This window comes from Ruegeria sp. CG8, assembly GCF_056537165.1.
Genome location: NZ_JBQFRA010000004.1, coordinates 173,651 through 198,881, shown reverse-complemented (window position 1 = coordinate 198,881; position 25,231 = coordinate 173,651). Strand labels below are relative to the sequence as shown.

Here is a 25,231-nt window from a genome sequence, read left to right as displayed (position 1 = left end):
TTTTCAGCCAAAAGGTATTGTAAAGGTATCTATATGGATGAGTCCCTCCCATATCTCATTGCAATTGACGGTGGCGGTACACGCTGCCGGTTTGCCATGGCCGGCCCCACCGGGCGGCATGATCTGGTTCTGGGAAGTGCCAATGTCTATTCCGATCGTGCGGCGGCTATCTCAACGCTGAATGCCGGGCTGCGGGCTCTGGCCGAGCGTGCTGCGATGCCCGAAGCGGCTTTGACCGGGATTCCGATCTACGCAGGGCTGGCTGGCGTGACAGACGCGGACACAGGCGCTGAAATCGCACGGCACCTGCCATCGCGCATTGTGCAGGTCGAGGATGACCGCCGCTCGGCCGTGGTTGGAGCTTTGGGGCCGGTCGATGGATGTTTGATCGGGATCGGCACTGGATCGTTCCTGGCGCGGCAAAGCGATGGCGAAATCCGGTTGATTGGCGGATATGGGGCGCTCATCGGTGATGATGCGTCCGGGTATTGGCTAGGACAGCAACTGCTGCGGCGGGTGTTGCTTGCAGCGGACGGAATAATCCCCGACAGCGCGCTGACGCGGTCCATACGCAGACGTTTTGACGAAGACCCGATGCAGATCGTGCGATTTGCGGGGCAGGCACGGCCGGCCAAAATCGCAGACTTCGCACCCGAAATCATTGCGGCGGCTCAAAAAGGCGATGTGGTGGCCGTGGCCCTGATGCGCGAGGGCGCCGACTATGTCGCTGCAGGGCTTCAGGCCCTTGGTCGCGATGATGCCGAGCCGGTCTGTGTAGTAGGCGGGGTGGCATCGCATTACATCGCCTATCTTTCCACCGAGGTGCAGAGCGCGATGATCGAACCTGCGGGCACCGCCCTTGACGGGGCGCTGCAGCTCGCCGCACAGCTGGCCGAGCGCGCCAGATTGGGGGCAGCATGACCGCCGAAACGATCGAAACCTTCCTCAGGACCGGTGACTGGATGCAGCGGGCCGTTGGGCCGCGGTACGTTCGGTTGCGCAAGCGGATCGAAGAGGGCATCGAGAACGGTCTGTTGGCGGAAAGTGCACCGCTGCCGGCCGAACGCGAGATCGCAAACCTGACGGGCCTTTCCCGCGTCACCGTGCGTCGGGCGATGCAGGATCTGGTAGATCGGGGAATCGTCATTCAGCGCCAGGGCTCGGGCAGTTTCGTGGCCGACGGCACGCCTCGGGTCGAGCAATCTCTGTCACGGTTGACCTCGTTCACCGAGGACATGAATCGACGCGGTCTTGAATCCTCAAGCGAGTGGCTTGAGCGCGGCGTGCACACTCCGTCGCCCGAGGAGGTGATGGCGCTGGCCCTGTCCTCGGGCGAAGCGGTTGCGCGCATCTCGCGCCTGCGTATGGCCAATGATCGGCCCATGGCTATCGAACGGGCCTCGCTGCCGATCGACATTCTGCCGCGCCCGCAGGAGGTCGAAGCCTCATTGTACGAAGTCCTGGAACGGGATGGAAACCGGCCGGTACGGGCGCTCCAGCGGATTTCGGCGATCAATCTGGACATCGCCGACGCGGGTTTGCTTGGGGTCGAACCCGGTGCGGCCGGGCTGCGCATCGTTCGAACATCATACCTGTCCAACCGGCGGGTCGTTGAATTCACTCGGTCGATCTATCGCGGCGACGCCTATGATTTTGTCGCCGAGTTGCGGTTGGCCAACAGCTAGGACACATCATGCAACAGCAGATCACCCGGATGCGCCGGGAAATTGATGAAATCCCCGTGGCCGTAGAGCGGCTTCTGAGCCGGGGTCAGGCAGATATTGAGGCGGTCGCCTCGGTTGCCCGCGAACTGGACCCTACATTTGTCGTGACGGTCGCACGCGGGTCTTCCGATCACGTCTGCACCTATCTCAAATACGCCTCGGAAATCCTGTTGGGTGTGCCGGTGGCCTCGGTCGGGCCGTCGATCGGATCGATCTACGACTCGGTTCTGCGCATGCGCCAGGCGATGTGCCTGTCGGTGTCGCAATCCGGCAAAAGCCCCGACATCGTGGCCATGGCCCGCAATGCCCGGCGCGACGGCGCATTGACAGTAGCGTTGACCAACGACGCGGCTTCACCGTTGGCCGAAGTCAGCGATCACGCCATAGAAATACAGGCGGGCCCCGAACTGAGTGTTGCGGCCACCAAGACCTTCGTCACTTCGGCGGTGGCCGGCTTGTGGCTGTTGGCAGAGTGGGGGCAGGATGCGGCGTTGCTGGCCGCGTTGCGCGACCTGCCCGAGCAGTTGGATCAGGCGGCCCGGATCGATTGGCCCGAAGTGCGTGACGCAATCGGTGCTCACCCGTCCTTGTTCACGCTTGGCCGGGGCCAGGCACTGGCCGTATCGAACGAAGCTGCACTGAAGTTCAAGGAGACCTGCCAGTTGCACGCTGAAAGCTATTCCTCGGCCGAGGTTCTGCACGGACCGGTGTCCATCGTCGAGGACGGCTTTCCGGTACTCAGCTTTGCAGCGGCAGATGCGGCGGAGCCTGCGTTGGCGGAGGTGGCCGACGCAATCAGCGCCAAGGGTGCACGGGTCTTTGCAACCACGGACAGGGTTACTTCCGCGACCCGCATTCCGCATGTCCGCACGGGGCATTCCCTGACTGATCCGCTGAGCCTGATCGTCTCCTTCTACGCGATGGTCGAGGCCTTTGCCGCCTCGCGCGGGATCGATCCGGACGCACCGCGGCATCTGAACAAGGTGACGGAAACCGTATGACCAGCGAACTGCAGGCTCTGGCGGGCGCGGACATTCTGACCCCTGCAGGTATCCTGCAGGATCATGCCCTTCTGTTCGCGGAAGGGCGTATCGAGGGCGTGACGCCTGTCTTCGAAACTCCCGGAACAGCGAGGGTGTCGCGGCTGGACGGTGGCCTGCTGGTTCCGGGCTTCATCGATCTGCAGGTGAATGGCGGCGGCGGGGCAATGCTGAACAACGCCCCCGAACTGGAAACGCTCCGCACCATGTCGCGGGCGCATGCTCGTATCGGAGCAACGTCGATCTTGCCAACGCTGATCACGGATACGCCTGGGGTCACGCGGCGGGCCATCGCGGCCACGATTGCCGCCGTGAACGAAGGTATTGCCGGCATTGTCGGGCTTCATCTGGAAGGCCCGCACCTGTCCCAAGCCCGCAAGGGCGCACATGATGCTGCCCTGATCCGACCGATGGCGCAGGCTGATCTGGATTTGTTGCTGGATACAGTCGCGCGGTTGCCGATTCTCAAGGTTACGGTGGCGCCGGAAAGCGTGACGGATGATCAGATACACGCCATGACCCAAGCGGGGATCGTCGTCTCGCTGGGCCATACGGATGCGAGTTTTGAAACCTGTCAGAAAGCGGCTCAGGCCGGGGCGCGTTGCGTCACACATTTGTTCAATGCTCAGAGCCAGATGGGTAACCGAGAGCCCGGCGTCGTAGGCGCTGCGCTGGCGCTTGGCGAGCTGTCTGCGGGCCTGATCGCTGATGGAATTCACGTCCACCCGGTTTCAGTGCGCAATGCCATCCGGGCAAAAAATGGGCCGGGTAGTGTCTTCCTTGTCAGCGACGCGATGGCGACCGCCGGATCGGATATCGACAGCTTCCTGCTGAACGGACGGCAGATCTTGCGCGACGGCAACCGGTTGACCCTCGCCGATGGAACGCTCGCCGGTGCGCATCTCGAGCTGTTGGACGCGGTTCGCAACGTGGTTGCATTTGCGCAACTGCCTTTGCAAGCTGCTTTCGACATGGCGACCCGGTTGCCTGCGGACTTGATCGGTAGATCGGATCTTGGCCGTTTGGCGGCCGGTGCCCGCGCCAATGTGCTGCATGTCTCCGATCATGGGCTTCTCCGGGTCTGGCAGGAAGGTCAGGCACTGGACTGACGGTGTCCACGGCGACCCATGGTCGTCTGATTTTCCTCGACATGTCGGACCCTGGGCCGTTCATGTCGGGAATCTACATTGTGCACATCTTGTATTTTTCTTAGCCTTGGTGTCGGGCGCAAGCTTCACGCGTGCCCGGCAAGAGGATTGAGATGACGCCCGTGTTCAGATTTCAGGGGATCTATACCCCGGTGGTGACGCCCTATGCGGATGATTATAGCGTCGATTGGGATGCCTTGGCCGAGGTGATCGAATACCTGGTCGAGAATGGCGTGCACGGTCTGATCTCGGGCGGATCCACCGGCGAAAACTATGCCCAGACCGTCGATGAAAGGCTGGAACTGGCGCGTTTTACCCACCAACGACTGAAGGGTCGGCTGCCTTTGGTGGTCGGGACCGGCGCGATGTTGACGCCGGATTCGATCGCGTTGGCCCAAGGCGCGCGCCAGATCGGGGCCGATGCCATCCTGCTGGCCAGCCCGCCCTATTCGGTGCCGACCGACCGGGAAAACGCCCTTAATGCGCTGGTCATCGACAAGGCGGCCGATCTGCCGGTGATGCTGTACAATTATCCGCACCGCACCGGCACGATGATGGGGGCTGAGTTCCTCGACCGTGTCGGGCGCAGCCGCAATTTCTGCGGCATCAAGGAAAGCTCGGGCGACATCAACCGTGTACACATGCTGGCGCGGGACTATCCGCATATTCAGCTCGGCTGCGGCATGGACGATCAGGCGCTGGAATTCTTCGCTTGGGGCGCGCCGTTCTGGGTCTGTGGCGGGTCGAATTTTCTGCCGCGCGAGCATGTGGCGCTTTATGAGGCCTGCGTGTTGCAAGGCGATTTCGCCAAGGGCCGCCGGATCATGTCGGCGCTGATGCCGTTGATGCGGGTCCTCGAACAGGGCGGCAAGTTCATCCAGACCATCAAGCATGGGGTCACGATGAACGGCATCCCGGCAGGCGCGGTTCGGCCGCCTCTGAAGGGGCTGAACAAGGATGACAAGCGCGCGCTGGAACAGGTGACCCGCGTGCTGAAACGCAAGATCGCAGACATCATGACGGAGGGCTGAGGCATGGGCTTGTTGACACGGGACGAATACGCATCCATCGCCGCCGGGCTGAACCTGCCCACCGGCGCCTTCATCGACGGCGGCTATCGTCCGGCGATCTCGGGCGCGGTGTTTCCCACGGTGAACCCGGCCACAGGCGCGGTGCTGACCGAGGTCGCGGCCTGCGCCGCCGCCGATGTGAACCTGGCCGTGGAGAAGGCGCGCGAGTCCTTCGACGACCGCCGCTGGTCGCGCCTGCACCCGTCGGCGCGCAAGGATGTGTTGATCCGCCTGGCCAAGCTGATGACCCGCAATGCCCGTGAACTGGCGGTGATGGAAAGCATCGACAGCGGCAAGACCATCTTTGACTGCGAAACCGTGGATGTGCCCGAGGCGGTCCACTGCCTGAAATGGCACGCCGAGGCGATCGACAAGATTTACGATCAAGTCGCGCCTGCAAGCGACGACCACATCGCGATGATCCTACGCGAACCGATCGGGGTGGTGGGGCTGGTGCTGCCGTGGAACTTCCCCTTGCTGATGCTGGCCTGGAAGATCGGCCCGGCGCTGGCGGCCGGGTGCTCGGTGGTGGTGAAGCCGGCGATGGAAACCCCGCTGACCGCCCTGCGTCTGGCCGAGCTGGCGGCCGAGGCCGGGCTGCCGCGCGGGGTTTTGAACGTAGTTCCGGGTGGCGGCGCCGAGGTGGGTGAACCCATCGGGCGGCACATGGATATCGACATGGTGTCCTTCACCGGATCGACCGTGACGGGCAAGAAATTCCTGTCCTATGCGGCCGAAAGCAACGCCAAGGAGGTGGTGCTGGAAATGGGCGGCAAGAACCCGGCCATCGTGATGGAGGATGCCGAGAACCTCGACCGGGTTGCCGCCCATGTGATGAACGGAGCGTTCTGGAACATGGGCGAGAATTGCTCGGCCACGTCGCGCCTGATCGTGCATCGTGCGGTCAAACCCGAGTTGCTGGAGCGCATCGCCCATCACGCCCGTCAGTGGACTGTGGGCGATCCGTTGGACCCTGCAACCCGGCTGGGCGCGCTGGTCAGCAAAGACCATTTCAGCAAGGTCTGCGGCTATCTGGACAAGGCGCCGTCAGTCCTTCTGGGCGGCAAGGCCGAGAACGGGTTCGTCGAGGCAACCGTGGTCGAGCTGCCGGACAATGACACGCCGCTGGCGCGCGAGGAGATCTTTGGCCCCGTTCTGTCGGTGATCGAGGTCGCGGGGTTCGATGAGGCCATCGCGATGGCCAATGACACGCCATATGGGCTGTGCGCGTCGCTGTTCACGGCCAATGCCAAGCGCGCCCTGCGCGGCGCCCGCGCGATCCGGGCCGGGACCGTGACGGTGAACAGCTTTGGCGAGGGCGACATCTCGACCCCGTTCGGCGGCTACAAGCAGTCGGGCTTTGGCGGGCGGGACAACGGGCTGCACGCGCATGACCAGTACACGCAGCTGAAGACGCTGTGGATCGACCTGTCTGATGATGCCGACGAGGCGGTGGATTGACGCGGTTCACCGCTTGCCGCCTACCGCTGCAGCGCGGCCCGGCGGCGTGGAATGCCCTGCTGGGCCCGCAACCTCCCGCGCGGCAGCTTTCGGACAATATCACCGCAGATTTCACCATCGTGGGCGCCGGTTTTGCCGGGCTGTCTGCGGCGCGGCGTCTGAGGCAGCTGGTGCCGGATGCCCGGATCGTAGTGCTTGAAGCCGGACGCGTGGCCGAAGGCGCGGCGGGGCGCAACTCGGGCTTCATGATCGATCTGCCGCATGATCTGGCCTCGGACGACTATGCCGGGGCGGGTGATGACCGGGTGATGATCGGACTGAACCGTCAAGCCATCGCGTTTGCCCGCGCGGCGGTCGAGGACTACGGAATCGACCCCAACTATTTCGATCCGGCGGGCAAAGTGAACGGCGCGGCCAGCCCAGCGGGACATGCGCACAACCAAACCTATGCCCGCCATCTGGACAGCCTCGGTGAGCGGTCCGAGTTGCTGGACCGGCAGCAGATGCAGGAACTCACCGGGTCCGGGCATTATGTGTCGGGGCTGTACACGCCGGGCACGGTCATGCTGCAGCCGGCGGGCTATGTGCGCGGTTTGGCGGCGGGTTTGGCGGCCGATGGGGTGCAGATTTTTGCAAACAGTGCGGTCACTGGGTTCCAGCGCGACGGGGCGGGCTGGCGCGTGCAGACGGCGCTCGGGCAGGTCTCGACCGGCCGGCTGATCCTGTCGGTCAACGGTCACCTGGAAAGTTTCGGGGTGGAACGTGGCCGGCTGATGCAGCTGTTTCTGTTCGCGGCGATGACGCGCGAACTGGAGGCCGATGCGCTGGCCCGGTTGGGCGGCCAGCCGCGCTGGGGCGTGACCCCGTCCGATCCGATGGGCACCACCATGCGCCGGATCGACACCGGGCAGGGCGGCAACCGGATCATCACCCGCACCTGCGCCGTGCTGCGCCCGGGCATGGAGGCGCGGGCAGCGGACCTGCGGCGCGCGGCTGCGGTGATGCGGCGCAAATTCGACCGGCGCTTCCCGCCGTTGCGCGGCATCTCGATGGAGTACGAATGGTCCGGCCATCTGTGCCTGAGCCTGAATGGCGTCTCGGTCACCCGCGAGATCGAGACCGGCGTTTATTCCGCCTGCGTCCAGAACGGGTTGGGCACAGCGCGCGGCACCCTGACCGGGATCGCCGCGGCCGAGTTGGCCTGTGGCGTGCGGTCCGGGATCAGCGATCATTTCGGTGCCGAGGACCGTCCCAAACGCCTGCCGCCCAGGCCGTTGTCTGAGATCGGTGCCAACATGGTGCTGCGCTGGAAGGAATGGCGCGCGCGCGACGAATGAAAAAGGCCCGCCTGACAGGCAGGCGGGCAAGTGGAGTGTTTCCTAATAGTGCTGGTTCAATTCGTCGGCGGCGGGAATTTCCCGCTCGCGCCGGGCGATGTAGTCGCGCAGCGCCTCGTCGGTGGCCGGGTCCAGGCGGGGCTCTTGATACTCGGCCAACAGCTTGCGGGCGTGGTTCAAGGCGCGCTCGGTGATTTCGATCTCGCCCTCGGCCACCCATTGCTCGATCGAGTTGTTGTCGAACAGTTCGGGCATGAAGAACGCCTCCTGAAAGTTCTCATGCGTGTGCGGATGGCCCAGATAGTGCCCGCCGGGGCCGATATCGGATACGGCCGCAACGGCCTCGTCGAAATCGTGCCATTTCGGGCCCTCGGCCATGCGGTAGGCCATGGCGCATTGCTCGGCATCAACAACGAACTTGGCGGTTGAACAATGCATCCCGGCCTCGTTCCAGCCCGCCGAATGCCAGATATAGTTGGCCCCCGCATGGATCACCGCCGACAGCGTGGTGGCGGATTCGTAGCCCGCCTGCGCATCGAATGTCTTGGCCCCGCCCAGCGTGTTCGAGCTGCGCCAGGGCACGCCGTAGTGCCGGGCCATCTGGCCGATCATGAAGTTCATCAGGCTGATCTCGGGCGTGCCGGCCATCGGCGCGCCGGATTTCATGCTGACGGTCGACAGGTAGTGCCCGTAGATCGCCGGACAGCCGCGCCGGATCACCTGCGTATAGGCCAGCGCGCTCAGCGCCTCGGCGTTCAGCTGCGCGACCGTCGCCGGCACGCTGGCCGGCGTGTTGGCCCCGCCCAGCACGAAGGGCGAGCACAGCACAGGCTGATTGCGGCGGCAGAAGGCGCGCATCGCCCCCAGCATGGTCTCGTCCCAGACCAGCGGCGAGTTGCCGTTGCAGTTGCCGGTGGTGACGGGGTGATCCTCCATGAACTCTGCGCCGAACAGGATCGCGCACATCTCCATCACGTCTTCGGCGTTTCTGGGCGAGGTGGTCATGCCCATGAAGGTCTTGTCGGAATATTTCATCGACGAATAGGTGATGCGAAGGTGCCGCTGGCTGATCGGGTGGTCATAGGGCTCGACGATGTGGTGGGCGCTGGAATGCAGCGCCGGCAGCATGTGGCTGAGCTTGTGGAACATCGCCAGATCGTCCAGCGTCGGGTTGCGGCGCACGTCGTCCAGATCGCGCAGAAACGGCGCGCCGGTCATCGGCACGAAAATCGCGTGCGGCCCGCCCAGCCGCACATTCTTGCGCGGGTCGCGGGCGTGATAGGTGAAATCCGACGGGATCGTCGCGATCAAGTCGCGGACCAGCCCGCGATCAAGATACACCCGCTCGCCGTCAACCTTGGCTCCAGCCGCCTTCCAGTCGGCCAGCGCGATCGGGTCGCGGAACTGCACGCCCACGTTTTCGAGGATATCCATCGAGGCCTCGTCGATCCGCTCGACCTGCGACCCGTCCATCACCTCGCACAGCGGGATGTTGCGGGTCAGGCCCGGCAACATGTCAAAGCTGGGAGCGGTGCGCAGGGCGCGGCGGGCGGCGCGGCCTCCGGTGCGGGCGCGGGTGGCGGTCTGGGTCATTCTTGGCCTCCTTTGACCCTAGTCTGACCGCCGACCGGGGGCGCGACCTGCAGGATTGCGAAATACTGTTGCGGAATGCGACATCGAGCCCGTGCATTGCCCGCAACAGCTGCTAAGCTGCGCTCCGCAGGATCAGGAACAATGCACAGAGCAGACCGAGAATGACTTCCGCCACATCTGAAACCGCCCGGCTTGAGGGTGAATACGACTATATCATCGTAGGCGCGGGTACCGCGGGCTGCGTGTTGGCCAACCGGCTGACCGAGGATCCAAGGACACGGGTTCTGCTGCTCGAGGCGGGCAAGTCGGACAATTACCATTGGGTCCACATCCCGGTGGGGTATCTTTACTGCATCGGCAATCCGCGCACCGACTGGATGATGAAAACCGCGGCCGAGCCGGGGCTGAACGGGCGGTCGCTGGTCTATCCGCGCGGCAAGGTGCTGGGCGGGTGCAGCTCGGTCAACGGGATGATCTACATGCGCGGGCAGGCGGCCGACTATGACCATTGGCGGCAGCTGGGCAATGCGGGCTGGGGCTGGGACGATGTGCTGCCCTATTTCCTGAAATCCGAGGATCATCACGCTGGCGACAGCGAATTGCACCGGTCCGGCGGCGAATGGAAGGTTCAGAAACAGCGGCTGAGCTGGGAGATCCTGAAGGCCGTGCAGGACGGTGCGCGCGAGATCGGCATCCAGCCGCGTGCCGATTTCAATGACGGCAACAACGAAGGCTCGGGGTTTTTCGAGGTCAACCAGAAGAACGGCGTGCGCTGGAACACGGCCAAGGGATTTCTGCGCTCGGCGATGAAACGGCCCAACCTGCGGGTCCTGACCGAGGCCGAGACTCTGGACCTGATCCTCGAGGGCAAGACCGTGCGTGGCGTGCGCTTTGCCCGTGGCGGCACCGAATACCAGGCCCTGGTCGGGGCCGAGGTTCTGCTGGCGGCGGGGGCGATCAACTCGCCCAAGCTGCTGGAACTTTCGGGGATCGGCGACCCTCACGTGCTGGCGGCGCAGGGAATCGCGGTTCAGCATGAAAGCGCGGGCGTGGGGGCGAACCTGCAGGACCATCTACAGATCCGAACCGTGTTCAAGGTGCAGAACGCGAAAACCCTGAACACCATGGCCAACAGCCTGTGGGGCAAGGCGCGCATCGCGGCGCAATACGCCCTGACCCGGTCGGGTCCGATGGCGATGGCGCCCAGCCAGTTCGGCATGTTTACCAAGTCCGACCCGATGCTGGCCACGCCGGATCTGGAATATCACGTGCAGCCATTGTCGACCGACCGGCTGGGCGATCCGCTGCATCCGTTCCCCGCGATCACCGTCTCGGTCTGCAATCTGAGGCCCGAAAGCCGGGGGCACTGCCACATCACCACGCCCGATCCGAAGGCCCAGCCCGAGATCAGGTTGAACTACCTCTCGGCCGAGCGTGACCGGCAGGTGGCGGTCAAATCCGTGCAGCAGGCCCGGCAGGTGATGGCCGCGCGGGCGTTGGCACCCTATCACCCGCAAGAGGTTCTGCCCGGCCCCGAGATCAACGATCAACAGGGCCTGCTGGATGCGGTGGGCGACATCGCCACCACGATCTTTCACCCGGTCGGCACCTGCCGCATGGGCAGTGACGCCGCCGCGGTGGTCGATCCACGGTTGCGCGTTCGGGGGCTGGAGGGGCTGCGGGTGGTCGATGCCTCGGTCATGCCGAAGATCGTCTCGGGCAATACCGCCTCGCCGGTGATCATGATCGCGGAAAAGGCTGCCGACATGATACGCGGACGGGCATGAAAACGGCACACGGGGCTTGCGGGTTGGCTCGCCGGACATAAATGACCGCCAGCCTCATCAACCGAAAAGCTGAACCGATGCAGGACACATTGATTTTTGAACGCCGGTCGTTGAACGCGGCAAAATGGGCCAGCCTGTTCATGGCATGCGCCGGGGTTGTGGCCGGGTTGCTGGCAAACTCCGATGCGCTGTTGCTGGACGGGCTGTTCTCGGGGCTCAATTTCGCAACGGCTGTGGTGGTGGGATGGGTCGCCGCCTCGATCCGACGGGCCCCGGACCAGAACCGCCCCTTCGGATACGAGATTGACGAATCCGTCTTCGTGATGTTCCGCAGCCTGCTGCTGTTCGGGATCATCGTGATGGCGGCGGGTTCGGCGGTGAACCGTCTGCTGGCCTATGCCAAGATGGGCGAAGCCGCGCCGGTGGTTTTGGAATGGATCCTGATCTATGCCGGGGCGATGGCGGCGATCTGTCTGACGCTGTTCGCCTATCATCGCTGGAACTGGCGCCGCACCGGCAAGACCAGCGATCTGCTGCGGGTCGAGTCCCGGGCCGCGATGGTCGACGGTGTGCTGAGCCTTGGGGCCGGGGCGGCGTTTTTCGCGATCAACCTGCTTGAGGGCGGGCCGCTTGCCGGTCTGGTTCCGGTGTCGGATGCGCTGGTGGTGTTGTTGCTGTGCCTGGCGCTGCTGCCGCAGCCCATCAAGGTGTTTCTGGGCGCGCTGCGCGATATCGTGGGTGTGGCGCTGCCGGCCGATGCCCGGGCCGAGATCATTGAGCAGGCCCGCCGGATCTGTGCAGACAGCCAGTTTCAGGTGCTGGACGTGGCGACGGTGCGCAGCGGGCGGGCGCTGTTCCACCTTGTCTATCTGAAACCCGCCGAACCCGTGACGATCGAAGCCTTCGAGGCCGTCCGCAACCGGCTGGCCCAGGCCGCAAGCCCGGGCCGGGTCGCGTTGACGCTGGCCTCGGATCCGCCCTTTGGTCCGGCCCCGCGCGCTCAGTAATCGGCGACCAGCAGGAATTCGGGCGCGGTGTCTTCCTCGATCGTGGCAAAGCGCGGGATCGGCTGTTCGAACACGTTGTCGGTGCGGTCGTCATTGACGGTCGAGACCTCGCCGATCAGACAATCGCCCTTTTCCGCCCAGAAGGCGTGCCAGATGCCGGGCATGAGCGTGACGCTTTCGCCCGGTTTCAGGCGCAGATGCTCGCCGGGCTGGATGGTCACCGGGCAGGCGTCGCTGGGCACGGTGACGGGGGTGTTGCGGTCGATGCTGCCATCGGGGGCCGAGGCGTAGATCTCCATCACCAGATCGCCGCCGCCGCGGTTGATGATGTCTTCGGCCTTGACGATGTGGCGATGCATCGGCGACAGCTGTTTGTCACGCGAAATCAACAACTTCTCGGCATAGAGCATGCCCCGCCCTGCGCTCAGGTCCTTTTCGTCGCCATTGCGCAGGGTGAACAGGAACAGGCCCAGTTCGTCGAACCTGCCCTGGCCGTAATCGGTGATGTCCCAGCCAAGGCCACGGGCGCGGATGCCGGCGGCCTGCGGGCTGCGCATCTGCTCGGGCGTCCAGTCGGCAAAGGGCGGCAGGGCAAAGCCGAACGAATTGATGAAGGCTTGCGCCTCGGCCTTGATGCGGTTGATCTCGGATCGTTTCATATCGGTGCTTTCGATGACTTACAGCTCGTGCGCCCAGGGCGGGTTGGCCCCGGCGCGGGATACGGTGACGGCGGCGACCTTGCCGCCCAGTTCCAGCGCGGCGCGCAGGTCGTCGGGCGAGATCGCGCGGAGCGCCTGTTTGGTCAGCAGCCCGGCGCGGTGCAGTTGCGCCAGCACTCCGGCGTTGAACGTGTCGCCCGCGCCCACCGTATCGACCACCTGAACCGGCGTGACCGGCACTGAAACCGTGCGGCCATCGGCCAGATACCCGGTCGCGCCCTGGCTGCCGCGCGTGACGATCACCACGGCGGGACCGGCCTGCAGCAGCAGCGGCACCTTTTCCTCCAGCGTTTCGGGGCCGGGGACGATCCAGTCCAGATCTTCGTCCGAGACTTTGACGATGTCGGCCTGCGCGATCATCCGGTTCAGCCGGGTGCGATAGCGGGTCTGGTCCTGGATGAAGCCGGGGCGGATGTTGGGGTCGATCATCACCGCGCGCTCGGCCCCGTGACGGTCCAGCAGGGCGGCATAGGCATCGGCGCAGGGCTCGCAGGCCAGGCTGATGCCGCCGAAATACAGCGCCGAGGTCGCGGTCAGCTGGTCCGGCATGTCCTCGGGGCGCAGCATCCGCCCGGCCGAGTTTTCATCGACGAAGGAATAGGTGGCGTGCCCGTCCTGCAGTTGTACGAAGGCCAACGTGGTCGGACGGTCCGAAAGAACAACCTGCGAGCCATCCACATGACTGTCTTTCAGGGCCTGCGCCAGTTGCTGGCCGAACATGTCGCGCGACAACCCGGTCAGCATTCCGGCAGGCGCACCCAGCCGGCCCAGGGCGATGGCGGTGTTGAACACCGCGCCACCCGAATGCGGCACAAAACCTTGCGCGCCCGAAACCGTCGGTTCCGCGATCATGTCGATCAGGGCCTCGCCACAGCACAGGATCATGTCCCGGCTCCTTCCTTCTGCAAAGATCTGGCGGTGAGTTTACCGCGCGAGCGCATTTTTGCAGAAGTTGTTAGCGCCAACAATGCCAAATTCGGCCTGTTCCGACACATAAACGCCAAAGCCCTGCCGCAGCGCGTCGAACCGGCCTCCGGCGTTGAAGGCCGCCAGGAAGTCGTCGCCGAACAGCCAGCGGTTCTTCTCGGCCACGCCGCCCACCAAGAAGACGCCGCCTGTGGGCATCACGGTGACGGCCATGTCGCCCATCACGGCGCCCAGATGGGTGGTGAAGATCTGCGCGGCGCGTATGGCGAGCGGATCGGACCCGTCGCGCGCGGCCTGCAGGATGTCCTTGGCGGGCAGGACGGGCGTTTCGGGCTGGCCTGCGGCCATGCCCACGGCACGATACAGGATCGGCAGGCCCGTGCCGCTGAGGAACATCTCGGCCTCGAGCGTCAGGCTGTCGCCAAAGAAACACTCGGGCGCGATCCGGCGGGCGGCTTCGAACACGTCCACCTCGTCGCGGGTACGGGGCGACAGACCGACATGGCCGCCCTCGCCCGAGACGGTGTGATAGTGGCCTTCGGAATACAAAAGCGCGCCGACGCCCAGCCCGGTGCCGGGGCCGACCACCAGTCGGGTGCCCTTGGGCGGGGTCGGGTCGCCCTGCAGGGCCTGCACGTCGTCGCCGGTGATCTCGGCCACCGACCAGGCGGCGGCGGTGAAGTCGTTGATGACAAAGGTGTGGTCCGCGCCGGTGGCCGAGGCGATGTCAGCCTCGGACAGGTCCAGATTGGCATTGGTCAGACGGATCGTGCCATTGCGCACCGGGCCCGCGCCCGCGGCGACCACGGCGCGCGGCGGGGTTCCTATCTCGGCGTACAGGTCGTGCAGGGCGGCCAGAAACTCGGGCAGCGTGCCGGTGGGCGATTTGCGCAGATCGGTGAGCGTGCCATTGGTGACGACCCCCAGCCGCGTGTTGGTGCCGCCGATATCGGCCACCAGGTTCCAGTGGTCGTGCATCGCGCCCTTGGGCTGCGCCATCGGCACCGAGACCGGATCGCCCTTAGCCAAAGCGGCCTGCATCGCCCGGAACGAGGCCTTGGGGCGCCGTTCCAGCGTGTCGAAATCGACATCGACCAGGCCGAACCGCTTCTCGTATCCCAGCGCCCATTCGTAATTGTCCAGCAGCGACCAGATGAAATAGCCCGTGACCGGGACGCCCTGATCCAGCGCGTCCTGCACCGCGGCCAGATGCTGATTCAGATAGTCGATGCGGTCGTCATCCTGCTGCCGCTCGGGGCTGGCCATGCCGTTTTCGGTGACATAGATCGGCAGATCGCCCGTGTAGTCCCGGGCCGTACGGGTCAGGAACCGGGTCAGCGCGCCTGGTTCGATCTCCCAGCCCATCTGCGTCTTGGGCAGGGGGCCGGGGATCTCTTGGAGGCTGGGCCAGGGCGTGTCGGCGGGCGCGATCAGCTTGCGGGTATAGTAGTTCAGCCCGCACCAGTCGACCGGCGTGCCGATCGTGTCGAAATCATCCTGCCACCCGTCGGGCAGGTGGGCCTGCAGCCCCTGCAGGACATTCTCGGGGTAGGCCTTGTTGAAAACGCCGCCCAGGAAGAACCGGTTGTAGATGCCGTCGTACAGATCGGCGGCTTCGCGGGCCTCGGGGGTGTCATCGGCAGATTCGGCCCATTCAAGGTTGAACACCGCGCCCAGGTTCGACATGCCAAGGCCCCGCATCGCCTGAATCGCGCGGCCGTGGGCCAGAAGGACGTGATGCATGGCGCGGGCCGTGGCGCGGATGTCGCGCAGGCCGGGGGCGTGGTGGCCCTCGAAATGGCTCAGCCAACTGACGCACCAGGGCTCGTTGATCGGGGCGACGCTGTACATTCGGTCGCCGATGCGACCCATGATGATCTCGGTGAAATCGGCGAACCAGTCGGCGATGTCGCGGTTGCGCCAGCCGCCCAGATCAGCCAGCGGCGAGGGCAGTTCCCAATGATACAGGGTGGCGCAGGGGCGGATGCCGCGTTCCAGCAGGGCGTCGGCCAACCGGTCATAATAGTCCAGCCCGGCCTGATTCACCGGCCCGCGCCCTTCGGGCAGCACGCGCGACCAGCTGGTGGAAAAACGATAGCAGTCGAACCCGGCCTCGCGGATCAGGTCGAAATCCTGTTCGTACCGGTGCAGGTGGTCGCAGGCGAGATCGCCGTTTTCGGCGCGCACCACGTTGCCGGGCGTGGCCGCGAAACTGTCCCAATGGGTCGGGCCGGCGCCGCCCTGTGCGTGGCCTTCGATCTGATAGGCAGAGGTTGCGACACCAAAGAGAAAGTCTTTGGGGAAATCAGCGCGGGTGTATTTCATGTTCAGAACCTGTTGGGGGCGGGACCAGTCGAGCCGCCGACTACCAGTTCGGCTTCGAGCAATCTAGTCTTGGCCGGGTCGTGGGGCGCGCGGATGCGCTCGATCAGCATCTCGGCGGCCAGTTCGCCGGCGTGGCGCACCGAAGACCGGGTGGCGGTAAAGATCGGAACGTCCTGCCCGTTCTTCAGATAGGACAGGTCGTCGTCATGTGCGATCACCGACACGTCGCGGCCCATTTTCAGCCCGGCCTCGTCCAGCGCGCGCCGCACCCCGATCGCCGAGATCATCGACGAGGTCAGGATCGCGGTCGGCGGATCGTCCAGCCGCAGCATGTCGCGGGTTTCGTGATGGCCATAGACTTCGGTCATCTCGGCGCTGCGCATCAGGGCCGGGTCGGGCGACAGACCGGCTTGTTTCAGCGCCTCAAGATACCCGTCGCGGCGCCTTTGGGCAAAATCCATGTCTTCCAGACCGTTGATCAGCGCGATCCGCCGGTGGCCCAGGTCGATCAGAAAGCGGGTCGCACGCAGGAACGAGCTTTTGTTGTTCACGTCGATCCAGTCATAGGGCACGCTGACGCCGGTCGACCGGCCATGCACGATGAACGGCACCTGCATCCGAGTCAGAACCTCGATCCGCGGCTCGTTCACCTTGGGGCCCTGCAGCACCACGCCGTCGACCGCACCGCGTTGGAACAGGCTGCGATAGGCGTCTTCGATCGAGGTGTCGTCGGCATTGGTGAACATCATGTCGTAGCCGTGCTCGGCATATTTCTTGACCGCGCCGGCGACGAAATCGCCGAAGATCGGGTTTACCATCTCGTGGCGCGACGAGCTGGGGATCACGTGGCCGATCACCATCGAACGACCCGTCGCCAGCCCCTTGGCGCGGGCGTTCGGCCGATAGCCATGTTTGGCCGCCGCCGCCTGAACCCGCATGCGAGTCTCTTCGTTCACCTCTGGGTAACCGTTCAGCGCGCGGCTGACCGTTGTCTGTGACAGACCCAGGATCTGAGAGAGCTGCTTGAGGTTCATAGCGGTTTCAAAACGCTTTCAATGCTTGTGTGCGCCCTGTTGTGTGGGGATTTGCCGCTTGCGTCAAGTTGTTTTGCCATTCTCTGCAATATACCATGAAAACATGAGCACAGGCGGCCCAAGCCAAAATCTAGCCATTGACAGGGCCAACATGTTAGCGGATAACGGCCGCATTCAAAGCGCTTTGAAAACTGAGTCTCACACGCGCGGATACAGTTGGGAGGAAAATCAATGAAACACTCGCTTTTGGCAGGTGCGGCCACGTTCGCCCTGATGGCGGGCGCGGCGCAGGCCGAAAAGGTCACCGTGTTCGGCCCGTGGCTTGGCCCGGACCAGGAGAATGTCGAAAAGGTTCTGGACGGCTTTGCCGCGGCCACCGGTCATGAATATGCCTATGTCGGGTCGGACAGCTTCGAGCAGCAGATCCGCATCGACGCCGAGGCCGGGTCGGCCCCGAACATCGCCGTGTTCCCCCAGCCGGGTCTGGCGGCCGACATGGCGAAAGCCGGGTTTCTGACACCGCTTGCTGACGGGACCGCCGACTGGATCCGGGACAACTATGCCGCGGGCCAGTCCTGGGTCGACCTGGGCGCCTATGCCGGACCGGACGGCCAAGATCATCTCTACGGCTTCTTCTACAAGGTCGATGTGAAATCGTTGGTCTGGTACGTGCCCGAGAACTTTGAGGACGCTGGCTATGAAGTTCCGACCACGATGGAAGAACTCAAAGCCCTGACCGACCAGATCGTCGCCGATGGCGGCACCCCCTGGTGCATCGGCCTGGGGTCGGGCGGCGCGACCGGTTGGCCTGCGACCGACTGGGTCGAGGACATGATGCTGCGCACCCAATCCCCCGAGGATTATGACGCGTGGGTTGCCAACGAGCTGAAGTTCAACGACCCCAAGGTCGTGGCCGCGATCGAGGAATTCGGCGCATTCGCCCGCAATGACGACTATGTCGCCGGCGGGGCCGGTGCGGTTGCAACCACGGATTTCCGCGACAGCCCCAAAGGCATGTTCAGCTCGCCGCCGCAGTGCTACATGCACCGTCAGGCCTCGTTCATCCCGGCTTTCTTCCCCGAAGGCACGGTCGTGGGTGAAGATGCCGATTTCTTCTACTTCCCGGCCTATGAAAGCAAGGATCTGGGCAGCCCGGTTCTGGGCGCGGGCACCCTGTGGGCGATCACCAATGACAGCCCCGCAGCGCATGACCTGATCGCCTATCTGCAGACGCCCGAGGCGCACGAGACCTGGATGGCGCTCAGCGGCTTTTTGACCCCGCACAAGGGTGTCGATACCTCGGCCTTCTCGGATCCGACACTGAAGAAGATGAACGACATTCTTCTGGGGGCGACCACTTTCCGCTTTGACGGGTCCGACCTGATGCCGGGTGCGGTTGGGGCAGGCACGTTCTGGACGGGAATGGTCGACTATGCCGGTGGCAAACCCGCGCAAGACGTGGCGGACGAGATCCAGGCGTCTTGGGACGCGATCCAGTAAAGCCGTGAAACCGGGCAACCCGGCCTTCGGGTTGCCCGACCCATTGTCGCCAGGGAGGGTGACATGCATCCCGCATTGCAAGGTCTGCTGACGATCGCCATCGGCGTATCCGGCTGCGTTGGATACTTCTACCTGTCCAACCAGTTTCTGGACAAGATTCTGTTCCCGCCGCGCGGCCCGAACGCCGGACGCAACATCAATCGGGCGAACATGGTCCGGCCATGGTTGTTTCTTTTGCCCGCTCTGGTCGCGCTGGGGCTGTACCTGGCCTATCCCGTGGTGGAAACGCTACGCCTGTCCCTGACCGACCGGGTGCCCGGCGGCGGATACGAGTGGGTGGGTCTGGACAACTACGTCCAGATGATGGGAGAGCCCAAATTCTGGGAAGCGATGCGCAACAACATGCTGTGGCTGATCGTGGTCCCGGCGCTGTCGACAGCATTTGGCCTGTTGGTCGCCCAGCTGACCGACCGCATCCGATGGGGCAATGTCGCCAAATCTCTGATCTTCATGCCGATGGCGATCTCGTTCGTGGGCGCATCGGTGATCTGGAAGCTTGTCTATGACACCCGTCCCGTCGAGCAGGACCAGATCGGCATGCTGAATGCCCTGTACATCTTCTTTGGCGGAACCGACCCGCAGACTTGGCTGACGATTCCGTTCTGGAACAATTTCTTCCTGATGATCGTGCTGGTCTGGATTCAGACGGGCTTTGCCATGGTGATCCTGTCGGCGGCACTGCGCGGCATTCCCGAAGAAACGGTCGAGGCCGCCATTCTGGATGGCGCAAGCCCGTTCCAGATCTTCTTCAAGATCAAGGTGCCGCAGATCAAGACAACGATTCTGGTGGTGTGGACAACGATCACCATCGTCGTGCTGAAGGTGTTCGACATCGTTTTCGCCATGACCAACGGCCAGTGGGAGACACAGGTCTTGGCCAACTACATGTTCGACAAGCTGTTCCGCGCCAATGACTGGGGCGTGGGCTCGGCTTCAGCCATGATCATCATGCTGCTGGTGACGCCGATCCTCGTCTGGAACGTGCGCAACGCGCGCAAGGAAATGGAATAGGAGGGCGCGTCATGAGTGAGATCGCAGGAACCCGCCCGGCGCTCAGATGGGCCGTACATGCCTCGGTTCTGTTTCTGGTGGTGCTGTGGGTGGTGCCCACGCTGGGCCTGTTCATCTCGTCCTTCCGCACGGCGGACCAGATCGCGACCAGCGGCTGGTGGCGGGCGATTTTCCCGTCCGAGCAGAACCTGACGCTGCGCAGCGCCGCGCCCGACACCCAGGTGCAGGAAAACGGCCTGTATGTGATCGAGGGCAACCTGTTTGACGCCGGAACCACGGCGCGCATCTCGAAATGGGGCATCAGCTCCCGCGAGATCGATGCGTTTGAGCCGGGCCAGACGGCCGAGCTGCGCAAGGGCGGCACGGTCACCGTTCAGGCCAATGGCGATTATCGGATGGAGAACACCGAGGAATTCACCGGCAGCCGGGGCACGCGGGTCTTCGTGACCGCCGAACTGCCGCCCGAATTCACGCTGGACAATTACCACAAGGTCCTGCTGGCCGAGGACAGCACCGACAGCATGGCCAAGGCGTTCTTCAACACGTTGACGGTCACGATTCCGGCCACGATCATTCCGATCCTTGTGGCGGCATTTGCGGCCTATGCGCTGGCCTGGATGGATTTCCCGGGCCGTGCGCTGTTGATCGCAGCGGTGGTCGGTCTGCTGGTGGTACCTTTGCAACTGGCGCTGATCCCGCTGCTGAAATTCCACCTGAACATCGGCATCGGCAAAGGGTATCTGGGCGTCTGGCTGGCCCATACCGGCTTTGGCATGCCGCTGGCGATCTATCTTCTGCGCAACTACATGGCCGGGCTGCCCCGCGACCTGATCGAGAATGCGCGGGTCGATGGCGCCACCGAGTTTCAAATCTTTACCAAGCTGATCCTGCCGCTGAGCTTTCCGGCGCTGGCCTCGTTCGCGATCTTCCAGTTCCTGTGGACATGGAACGACCTGCTGGTGGCCAAGGTGTTCCTGATCGACGCATCCGGCGAGACTACCGTGATGACCAACAGTATCGTCGAGCTTCTGGGCACCCGTGGCGGCAACTGGGAAATCCTGGCCACGGCCGCATTCGTGTCGATCGCGGTGCCGCTGGTCGTCTTCTTTGCAATGCAGAAATACCTGGTCCGCGGATTGCTGGCCGGTTCAGTCAAATAAGGGCGTGTGATGAACGTGCAGAACAACGTGGACCTCAAGCACTCAACCAAGACGGCGTCCGACTGGTGGCGCGGCGGCGTGATCTATCAGATCTACCCGCGCAGCTTTCAGGACAGCAACGGCGACGGCATCGGAGACCTGCGGGGCATTACCCAGCGGCTGGATTACATCGCTGGTCTGGGGGTCGATGCGATCTGGATCTCGCCCTTCTTCAAGTCGCCGATGAAGGATTTCGGGTACGATGTCAGCGACTATCGCGCCATCGATCCGATGTTCGGCACGATGGAGGATTTCCAGACGTTGCTGGACCGCGCCCATGGTCTGGGTCTGCGGGTGATGATCGACCTGGTTCTGTCGCATACCTCGGACCAGCATCCGTGGTTCGTCGAAAGCCGCAGCAACCGCGAAAACCCCAAGGCCGACTGGTATGTCTGGGCCGACCCCAAGCCTGACGGGACCCCGCCCAACAACTGGCTGTCGATCTTCGGCGGCTCGGCCTGGCAGTGGGATACGCGCCGGCAGCAGTATTACCTGCACAACTTCCTGACCTCGCAGCCGGACCTGAATTTCCACAACCCCGATGTGCAGGACGCGCTTCTGGACGTCGCGCGGTTCTGGCTGGATATGGGCGTTGACGGGTTCCGGCTGGACACGATCAACTTCTACTTCCACGACGCGCAACTGCGCGACAACCCGGCGCTGCCGCTGGATCAGCGCAACGCCACCATCGCGCCGATGGTCAACCCCTACAACCATCAGGACCACCTGTATTCCAAGAGCCAGCCGGAAAACATCGCCTTCCTGGAACGGCTGCGCGCCCTGACCGATCAATATGACGGTCGCGCCTGTCTGGGCGAGGTGGGCGACGCACAGCGCGGGCTCGAGATCATGGGCGAATACACCCGTGGCGACAAGCGCATGCACATGTGCTATGCCTTTGAATTTCTGGAGAAACGCCGCCTGACGGCAGAATACACCAAGCATGTGTTCGACCAGCTTCTGTCCAAGGCCGGCGACGCTTGGCCATGCTGGGCGTTCTCCAACCACGACGTGCAGCGCCACGCCTCGCGCTGGGATCTGGACGAGGCCGGCATCCGGCAGCACGCGGTTTTGATGATGTGCCTGCGCGGCTCGGCCTGCCTGTATCAGGGCGAAGAGCTAGGCCTGCCCGAGGCCGACGTGCCCTTTGAGCACCTGCAGGACCCCTATGGCATCGAGTTCTGGCCCGAATACAAGGGCCGCGACGGCTGCCGCACGCCCATGGTCTGGGCTGCGCAGGACGAACAGTCGGGCTTTACCACCGGTGCGCCCTGGCTGCCCGTCAGCACCGCGCAGGCCGAGCGCGCCGTGGACCGGATGGACGCCGACCCGCAGTCGGTGCTGAACCACTATCGTCGTGCCATCGCCTTGCGCCATGAATATCCGGCGCTGATGTCGGGCACCCAGTCCGACATGCGCGAAACCGGCCCGATCCTCAGCTTCCTGCGCGAGGATGACACCCAACAGGTGTTCTGTGCCTTCAACCTAGGCGATGGCACCGCGGAAATCGACCTGCCCGAAGGCAACTGGCGCTGCATCGGTCAGGATCTGGGCGCAGTCGAGGCGCAGGGCCGCGCCACGCTGGCGCCGTCGCAATTTTGCCTGATGGTCCGAGAGAAAGGGTAACCCATGTCCGAGCTCAAGTTGACCGATGTCGCCAAGACCTATGGCAATGTTGATGTCCTGAAGGACATCAACCTCGAGATCGAGCGCGGCGAGTTGATCGTGTTCGTCGGCCCTTCGGGCTGCGGCAAGTCCACCCTGCTGCGGATGATCGCGGGGCTGGAACGCATTTCGGGCGGGACGCTGGAGATCGAGGGGCAGGTGATGAACGACGTGCCCCCGGCACAGCGCGGCATCGCCATGGTGTTCCAAAGCTACGCGCTGTATCCGCACATGACCGTGCGCGAGAACATGGCCTTTGCCCTGAAGATCGCCAAGATGCCCACCGATCAGATCGACGCGGCGGTAAACCGCGCGGCGCAGATCCTGCAGCTGGAACCGTTTTTGGACCGGCTGCCCAAGGCCCTGTCGGGCGGTCAGCGACAGCGGGTCGCCATCGGCCGGGCTATCGTGCGCGACCCCAAGGTCTATCTGTTCGACGAGCCGCTGTCGAACTTGGATGCCGCCCTGCGGGTGGCCACGCGGATCGAGATCGCGCGCCTGAAAGAGGCGATGCCTGACAGCACGATGATCTATGTCACCCACGACCAGGTCGAGGCAATGACCCTGGCCAGCCGGATCGTGGTTCTGGCCAACAAGGGTATCGCGCAGGTCGGCACGCCGCTGGAACTGTACGAGACGCCTGACAATGAATTCGTGGCCCAGTTCATCGGCTCGCCCGCCATGAACCTGCTGCCGGGCACGATCACCGGCACCGGTGCCACCACGACCGTCGCGCTGGACTGTGGCGGCACGGCAGTTTCGGCCATCCCGACCCAGGACGCCGACGCCGGCAAGAAGGTCAACGTGGGTGTGCGCCCCGAGGATCTGGTGGTTGCCGACGGTGACCCCATCCTGACCGGGACCGTGGACTTTACCGAAGCATTGGGCGAGGTGACGTTGCTCTATTTCGCGAAAGCCCCCGGCGCCGAGTCGGTGATCGGCAAACTGCCGGGCATCCATCGTGGCTTGCGTGGCCAGACGGTTTCGGTGACTGCCGCGCCGGAGAAGATCCACCTGTTCCATGACGGCCGGTCAATGCGCAAATAGCTCCAACCGTGTCGTGATTCTGGTCTGAATTTGTCGCAATTCGATTTTTGCGGCTGAAATGATGCGCATCGATTAGGCGGATGCGCAAAAAATTCGCGTGATCTCCCTGTGTGACATGAGGCCAGTTCCGATGCGCCGTTAGGTATCGTCGGCCCTTTTGATATATGATCCTCGCGCGAATTCCCGCAGAGTCGCGCCCTGTTTGGGCGGGCTCCGGGCTTGGGCTTCCAAGGGAACTGGACCTAAGAATTTCGCAAACTGTCACTTTTTGGACTGACGGGGCGATCGCAAAACTCTAACGTGACGCACGGATAAAAAACAAAACTCAGTCCAAACACGGGAGAAACACGAATGACCAAATCGTCAAACTTCAGCCGTCGTACGGTGTTGAAAGGGGCCGGCGCCGCAGCGCTGGCGGCACCTCTGTACAGCAAAAGCGCCCTGGCATCTTCGGGCGAAGTCAACATCCTGATGTGGTCGGATTACCTGCCGCCCAGCTTCATCGAAGAGTTCGAGACCCTGACCGGGATCAAGGTGAACTACACCGGTATCGGCTCGAACGAAGAGATCATCAACAAGATGAAGGCCACCAAGGGCCAGGGCTTTGACATCGTTTCGCCGACCAACAACCGGTCGCTGCAGTGGGAGCCGCTGGAGCTTCTGCAGCCGTTCGACATGAACAGGGTTCCGATCGACAAGGTCAACCCGGCGATGGCCAAGATCGGCACCGATGCCTGGAACTTCGGTGACAGCGGCGCGCATTGGCTGCCGCATATCTGGGGTACCGAAGGCATAGCCTATCGCACCGACCTGTGGCTGCCCGAAGGCGACGCTCCGTCCTATGGTGATGTCTGGTCGGAAGAAAACGCCGGCAAGACCATGGGTCGCGCACATTCGATGATGCTGGGCGCGGGTCTGTACATGGAGCGCATCGGCGAGATGGAGCCCGGCTCGGTCTGGGCCGCATATGGCGACGAAGACACCATGCGCAAGGTCTGGGGTCAGATCACCGACTGGTGTATCGCCCGCAAGGACCGGATCAAACTGATCTGGAACGATGCCGACACCCAGAAGAACGGCCTGCTGAACGAAGGGGTTGTCGTCGGACAGACTTGGGATGGTCCGCCGCTGGCACTGAAATCCGCTGGCGAACCGGTGCACTACCAGGCTCCGGTCGAGGGTGCGATGGCTTGGGTCGACGGTATTTCGATGCCGACCGGCGCAACCAATATCGACCAGGTCTACGCCTTCATTGACTTCGCCTATCAGGCCAAGCCGGCCGGTGTCGCGATCGACAGCCACGGCTACAACTCGCCGGTTCTGGGTGCCGACCAGTATTCGGGCGACACCTACAAGAAGAACTTTGCCGAGGCCTATCCGGGCGACTCGCTGGCCAACCTGAACCCGTGGCCTGCCGAAGCACCGTGGTATGCCGAGACCCGGACCGAGTTCGTCAACAAGTTCAAGAGCGCCTGATCGCCTTGAGATCGCGCCCCTCGCGTTGTCGCGCGGGGGGCCTTTGGACCCCGCACGCGTTTGCCCCGCGTGCCGGACAACGATGCGGTGCGACCTGAGGC

At 63.7% G+C, this 25,231-nt stretch carries 20 protein-coding genes and 1 pseudogene; 15 read left to right on the top strand and 6 right to left on the bottom strand.

The window, feature by feature from the left end; all coding sequences use genetic code 11:
* The first annotated feature begins 33 nt into the window (after positions 1–33).
* The 7 genes from ACR0EF_RS13980 (at position 34) to ACR0EF_RS13950 (ending at position 7,780) form a co-directional block, all read left to right on the top strand.
* A complete protein-coding gene (locus ACR0EF_RS13980; RefSeq protein WP_170372724.1) occupies positions 34–921 on the top strand; it encodes a glucosamine kinase nucleotide-binding domain-containing protein in 888 nt (295 codons plus the stop codon).
* Positions 918–1,685 (top strand): GntR family transcriptional regulator, encoded by a 768-nt coding sequence (locus ACR0EF_RS13975; protein ID WP_170367411.1) that lies wholly within the window; start codon positions 918–920, stop codon positions 1,683–1,685. Before ACR0EF_RS13980 ends, ACR0EF_RS13975 begins: the two co-directional genes overlap by 4 nt.
* Positions 1,686–1,693: 8 nt before the next feature.
* Positions 1,694–2,725: an SIS domain-containing protein gene (locus ACR0EF_RS13970; protein WP_170371946.1), complete on the top strand. Its 1,032-nt coding sequence runs from the start codon at positions 1,694–1,696 to the stop codon at positions 2,723–2,725.
* Positions 2,722–3,873: an N-acetylglucosamine-6-phosphate deacetylase gene (gene nagA, locus ACR0EF_RS13965; RefSeq protein ID WP_170371948.1), complete on the top strand. Its 1,152-nt coding sequence runs from the start codon at positions 2,722–2,724 to the stop codon at positions 3,871–3,873. Before ACR0EF_RS13970 ends, nagA begins: the two co-directional genes overlap by 4 nt.
* Before the next feature lie 152 nt (positions 3,874–4,025).
* The gene (locus ACR0EF_RS13960; protein WP_170371950.1) at positions 4,026–4,943 is read left to right on the top strand and encodes a dihydrodipicolinate synthase family protein; all 918 of its coding nucleotides are present in this window, start codon (positions 4,026–4,028) and stop codon (positions 4,941–4,943) included.
* A gap of 3 nt (positions 4,944–4,946) precedes the next feature.
* A complete protein-coding gene (locus tag ACR0EF_RS13955) occupies positions 4,947–6,443 on the top strand; it encodes an aldehyde dehydrogenase (protein WP_170372726.1) in 1,497 nt (498 codons plus the stop codon).
* Positions 6,440–7,780: an NAD(P)/FAD-dependent oxidoreductase gene (locus ACR0EF_RS13950; RefSeq protein WP_170371954.1), complete on the top strand. Its 1,341-nt coding sequence runs from the start codon at positions 6,440–6,442 to the stop codon at positions 7,778–7,780. Before ACR0EF_RS13955 ends, ACR0EF_RS13950 begins: the two co-directional genes overlap by 4 nt.
* Before the next feature lie 42 nt (positions 7,781–7,822).
* Here ACR0EF_RS13950 and ACR0EF_RS13945 read toward each other — a convergent pair whose 3' ends face one another.
* Positions 7,823–9,373, bottom strand: coding sequence for a trimethylamine methyltransferase family protein (locus ACR0EF_RS13945; RefSeq protein WP_170372728.1), 1,551 nt, complete (start codon positions 9,371–9,373; stop codon positions 7,823–7,825).
* Between the two features lie 161 nt (positions 9,374–9,534).
* Here ACR0EF_RS13945 and ACR0EF_RS13940 point away from each other — a divergent pair, with 161 nt between their 5' ends.
* Entirely contained in the window at positions 9,535–11,160 is a 1,626-nt protein-coding gene (locus ACR0EF_RS13940; RefSeq protein ID WP_170372730.1) for a GMC family oxidoreductase, read from the top strand.
* Positions 11,161–11,201: 41 nt separating this feature from the next.
* Positions 11,202–12,167, top strand: a complete 966-nt coding sequence (locus ACR0EF_RS13935) for a cation efflux transmembrane domain-containing protein (RefSeq protein WP_170372732.1) — start codon at positions 11,202–11,204, stop codon at positions 12,165–12,167.
* Here ACR0EF_RS13935 and ACR0EF_RS13930 read toward each other — a convergent pair.
* The 5 genes and pseudogenes from ACR0EF_RS13930 to ACR0EF_RS13910 form a co-directional block, all read right to left on the bottom strand.
* Entirely contained in the window at positions 12,161–12,826 is a 666-nt protein-coding gene (locus ACR0EF_RS13930; protein WP_170372734.1) for a D-lyxose/D-mannose family sugar isomerase, read from the bottom strand. The two genes, ACR0EF_RS13935 and ACR0EF_RS13930, sit on opposite strands and share 7 nt — an antisense overlap.
* Before the next feature lie 18 nt (positions 12,827–12,844).
* Positions 12,845–13,771 carry a carbohydrate kinase family protein gene (locus ACR0EF_RS13925; protein ID WP_170367402.1) on the bottom strand — a complete coding sequence of 309 codons (927 nt, stop codon included), beginning with the start codon at positions 13,769–13,771 and terminating at the stop codon, positions 12,845–12,847.
* Between the two features lie 39 nt (positions 13,772–13,810).
* Positions 13,811–14,791: a glucokinase gene (locus tag ACR0EF_RS13920; RefSeq protein ID WP_244952458.1), complete on the bottom strand. Its 981-nt coding sequence runs from the start codon at positions 14,789–14,791 to the stop codon at positions 13,811–13,813.
* 48 nt (positions 14,792–14,839) lie between these two features.
* Positions 14,840–16,138 (bottom strand): annotated as a pseudogene (locus tag ACR0EF_RS13915) (GH1 family beta-glucosidase); the annotation flags it as partial.
* Between the two features lie 2 nt (positions 16,139–16,140).
* Positions 16,141–17,172: a LacI family DNA-binding transcriptional regulator gene (locus ACR0EF_RS13910; protein ID WP_093963166.1), complete on the bottom strand. Its 1,032-nt coding sequence runs from the start codon at positions 17,170–17,172 to the stop codon at positions 16,141–16,143.
* 231 nt (positions 17,173–17,403) lie between these two features.
* On the opposite strand from ACR0EF_RS13910, the gene ACR0EF_RS13905 reads away from it, so the two are divergent.
* The 6 genes from ACR0EF_RS13905 to ACR0EF_RS13880 all read left to right on the top strand — a co-directional run bounded on the left by ACR0EF_RS13905 (position 17,404) and on the right by ACR0EF_RS13880 (position 25,130).
* Entirely contained in the window at positions 17,404–18,672 is a 1,269-nt protein-coding gene (locus tag ACR0EF_RS13905) for an ABC transporter substrate-binding protein (RefSeq protein WP_170372738.1), read from the top strand.
* A 63-nt stretch (positions 18,673–18,735) separates the two neighbouring features.
* On the top strand, positions 18,736–19,743 hold the full coding sequence (locus ACR0EF_RS13900; protein ID WP_170372740.1) for a carbohydrate ABC transporter permease: 1,008 nt from the start codon (positions 18,736–18,738) through the stop codon (positions 19,741–19,743).
* Between the two features lie 11 nt (positions 19,744–19,754).
* The gene (locus tag ACR0EF_RS13895; RefSeq protein WP_093963163.1) at positions 19,755–20,903 is read left to right on the top strand and encodes a carbohydrate ABC transporter permease; all 1,149 of its coding nucleotides are present in this window, start codon (positions 19,755–19,757) and stop codon (positions 20,901–20,903) included.
* 9 nt (positions 20,904–20,912) lie between these two features.
* The gene (locus ACR0EF_RS13890) at positions 20,913–22,568 is read left to right on the top strand and encodes an alpha-glucosidase (protein WP_170371970.1); all 1,656 of its coding nucleotides are present in this window, start codon (positions 20,913–20,915) and stop codon (positions 22,566–22,568) included.
* A gap of 3 nt (positions 22,569–22,571) precedes the next feature.
* The gene (locus ACR0EF_RS13885; protein WP_170372742.1) at positions 22,572–23,654 is read left to right on the top strand and encodes an ABC transporter ATP-binding protein; all 1,083 of its coding nucleotides are present in this window, start codon (positions 22,572–22,574) and stop codon (positions 23,652–23,654) included.
* Positions 23,655–24,005: 351 nt separating this feature from the next.
* A complete protein-coding gene (locus tag ACR0EF_RS13880) occupies positions 24,006–25,130 on the top strand; it encodes an extracellular solute-binding protein (RefSeq protein ID WP_170341827.1) in 1,125 nt (374 codons plus the stop codon).
* Positions 25,131–25,231: the final 101 nt, after the last annotated feature.

What these genes read in the sequence shown, in the direction of transcription:
- nagA (WP_170371948.1), top strand. Translation starts at nt 2,722, where the DNA reads ATGACCAGCGAACTGCAGGCTCTGGCGGGCGCGGACATTCTGACCCCT.
- ACR0EF_RS13980 (WP_170372724.1), top strand. Translation starts at nt 34, where the DNA reads ATGGATGAGTCCCTCCCATATCTCATTGCAATTGACGGTGGCGGTACA.
- ACR0EF_RS13930 (WP_170372734.1), bottom strand. Translation starts at nt 12,826, where the DNA reads ATGAAACGATCCGAGATCAACCGCATCAAGGCCGAGGCGCAAGCCTTC.
- ACR0EF_RS13900 (WP_170372740.1), top strand. Translation starts at nt 18,736, where the DNA reads ATGCATCCCGCATTGCAAGGTCTGCTGACGATCGCCATCGGCGTATCC.
- ACR0EF_RS13945 (WP_170372728.1), bottom strand. Translation starts at nt 9,373, where the DNA reads ATGACCCAGACCGCCACCCGCGCCCGCACCGGAGGCCGCGCCGCCCGC.
- ACR0EF_RS13885 (WP_170372742.1), top strand. Translation starts at nt 22,572, where the DNA reads ATGTCCGAGCTCAAGTTGACCGATGTCGCCAAGACCTATGGCAATGTT.
- ACR0EF_RS13880 (WP_170341827.1), top strand. Translation starts at nt 24,006, where the DNA reads ATGACCAAATCGTCAAACTTCAGCCGTCGTACGGTGTTGAAAGGGGCC.
- ACR0EF_RS13975 (WP_170367411.1), top strand. Translation starts at nt 918, where the DNA reads ATGACCGCCGAAACGATCGAAACCTTCCTCAGGACCGGTGACTGGATG.
- ACR0EF_RS13970 (WP_170371946.1), top strand. Translation starts at nt 1,694, where the DNA reads ATGCAACAGCAGATCACCCGGATGCGCCGGGAAATTGATGAAATCCCC.
- ACR0EF_RS13925 (WP_170367402.1), bottom strand. Translation starts at nt 13,771, where the DNA reads ATGATCCTGTGCTGTGGCGAGGCCCTGATCGACATGATCGCGGAACCG.
- ACR0EF_RS13905 (WP_170372738.1), top strand. Translation starts at nt 17,404, where the DNA reads ATGAAACACTCGCTTTTGGCAGGTGCGGCCACGTTCGCCCTGATGGCG.
- ACR0EF_RS13955 (WP_170372726.1), top strand. Translation starts at nt 4,947, where the DNA reads ATGGGCTTGTTGACACGGGACGAATACGCATCCATCGCCGCCGGGCTG.
- ACR0EF_RS13895 (WP_093963163.1), top strand. Translation starts at nt 19,755, where the DNA reads ATGAGTGAGATCGCAGGAACCCGCCCGGCGCTCAGATGGGCCGTACAT.
- ACR0EF_RS13920 (WP_244952458.1), bottom strand. Translation starts at nt 14,791, where the DNA reads ATGCACGACCACTGGAACCTGGTGGCCGATATCGGCGGCACCAACACG.
- ACR0EF_RS13960 (WP_170371950.1), top strand. Translation starts at nt 4,026, where the DNA reads ATGACGCCCGTGTTCAGATTTCAGGGGATCTATACCCCGGTGGTGACG.
- ACR0EF_RS13910 (WP_093963166.1), bottom strand. Translation starts at nt 17,172, where the DNA reads ATGAACCTCAAGCAGCTCTCTCAGATCCTGGGTCTGTCACAGACAACG.
- ACR0EF_RS13890 (WP_170371970.1), top strand. Translation starts at nt 20,913, where the DNA reads ATGAACGTGCAGAACAACGTGGACCTCAAGCACTCAACCAAGACGGCG.
- ACR0EF_RS13940 (WP_170372730.1), top strand. Translation starts at nt 9,535, where the DNA reads ATGACTTCCGCCACATCTGAAACCGCCCGGCTTGAGGGTGAATACGAC.
- ACR0EF_RS13935 (WP_170372732.1), top strand. Translation starts at nt 11,202, where the DNA reads ATGACCGCCAGCCTCATCAACCGAAAAGCTGAACCGATGCAGGACACA.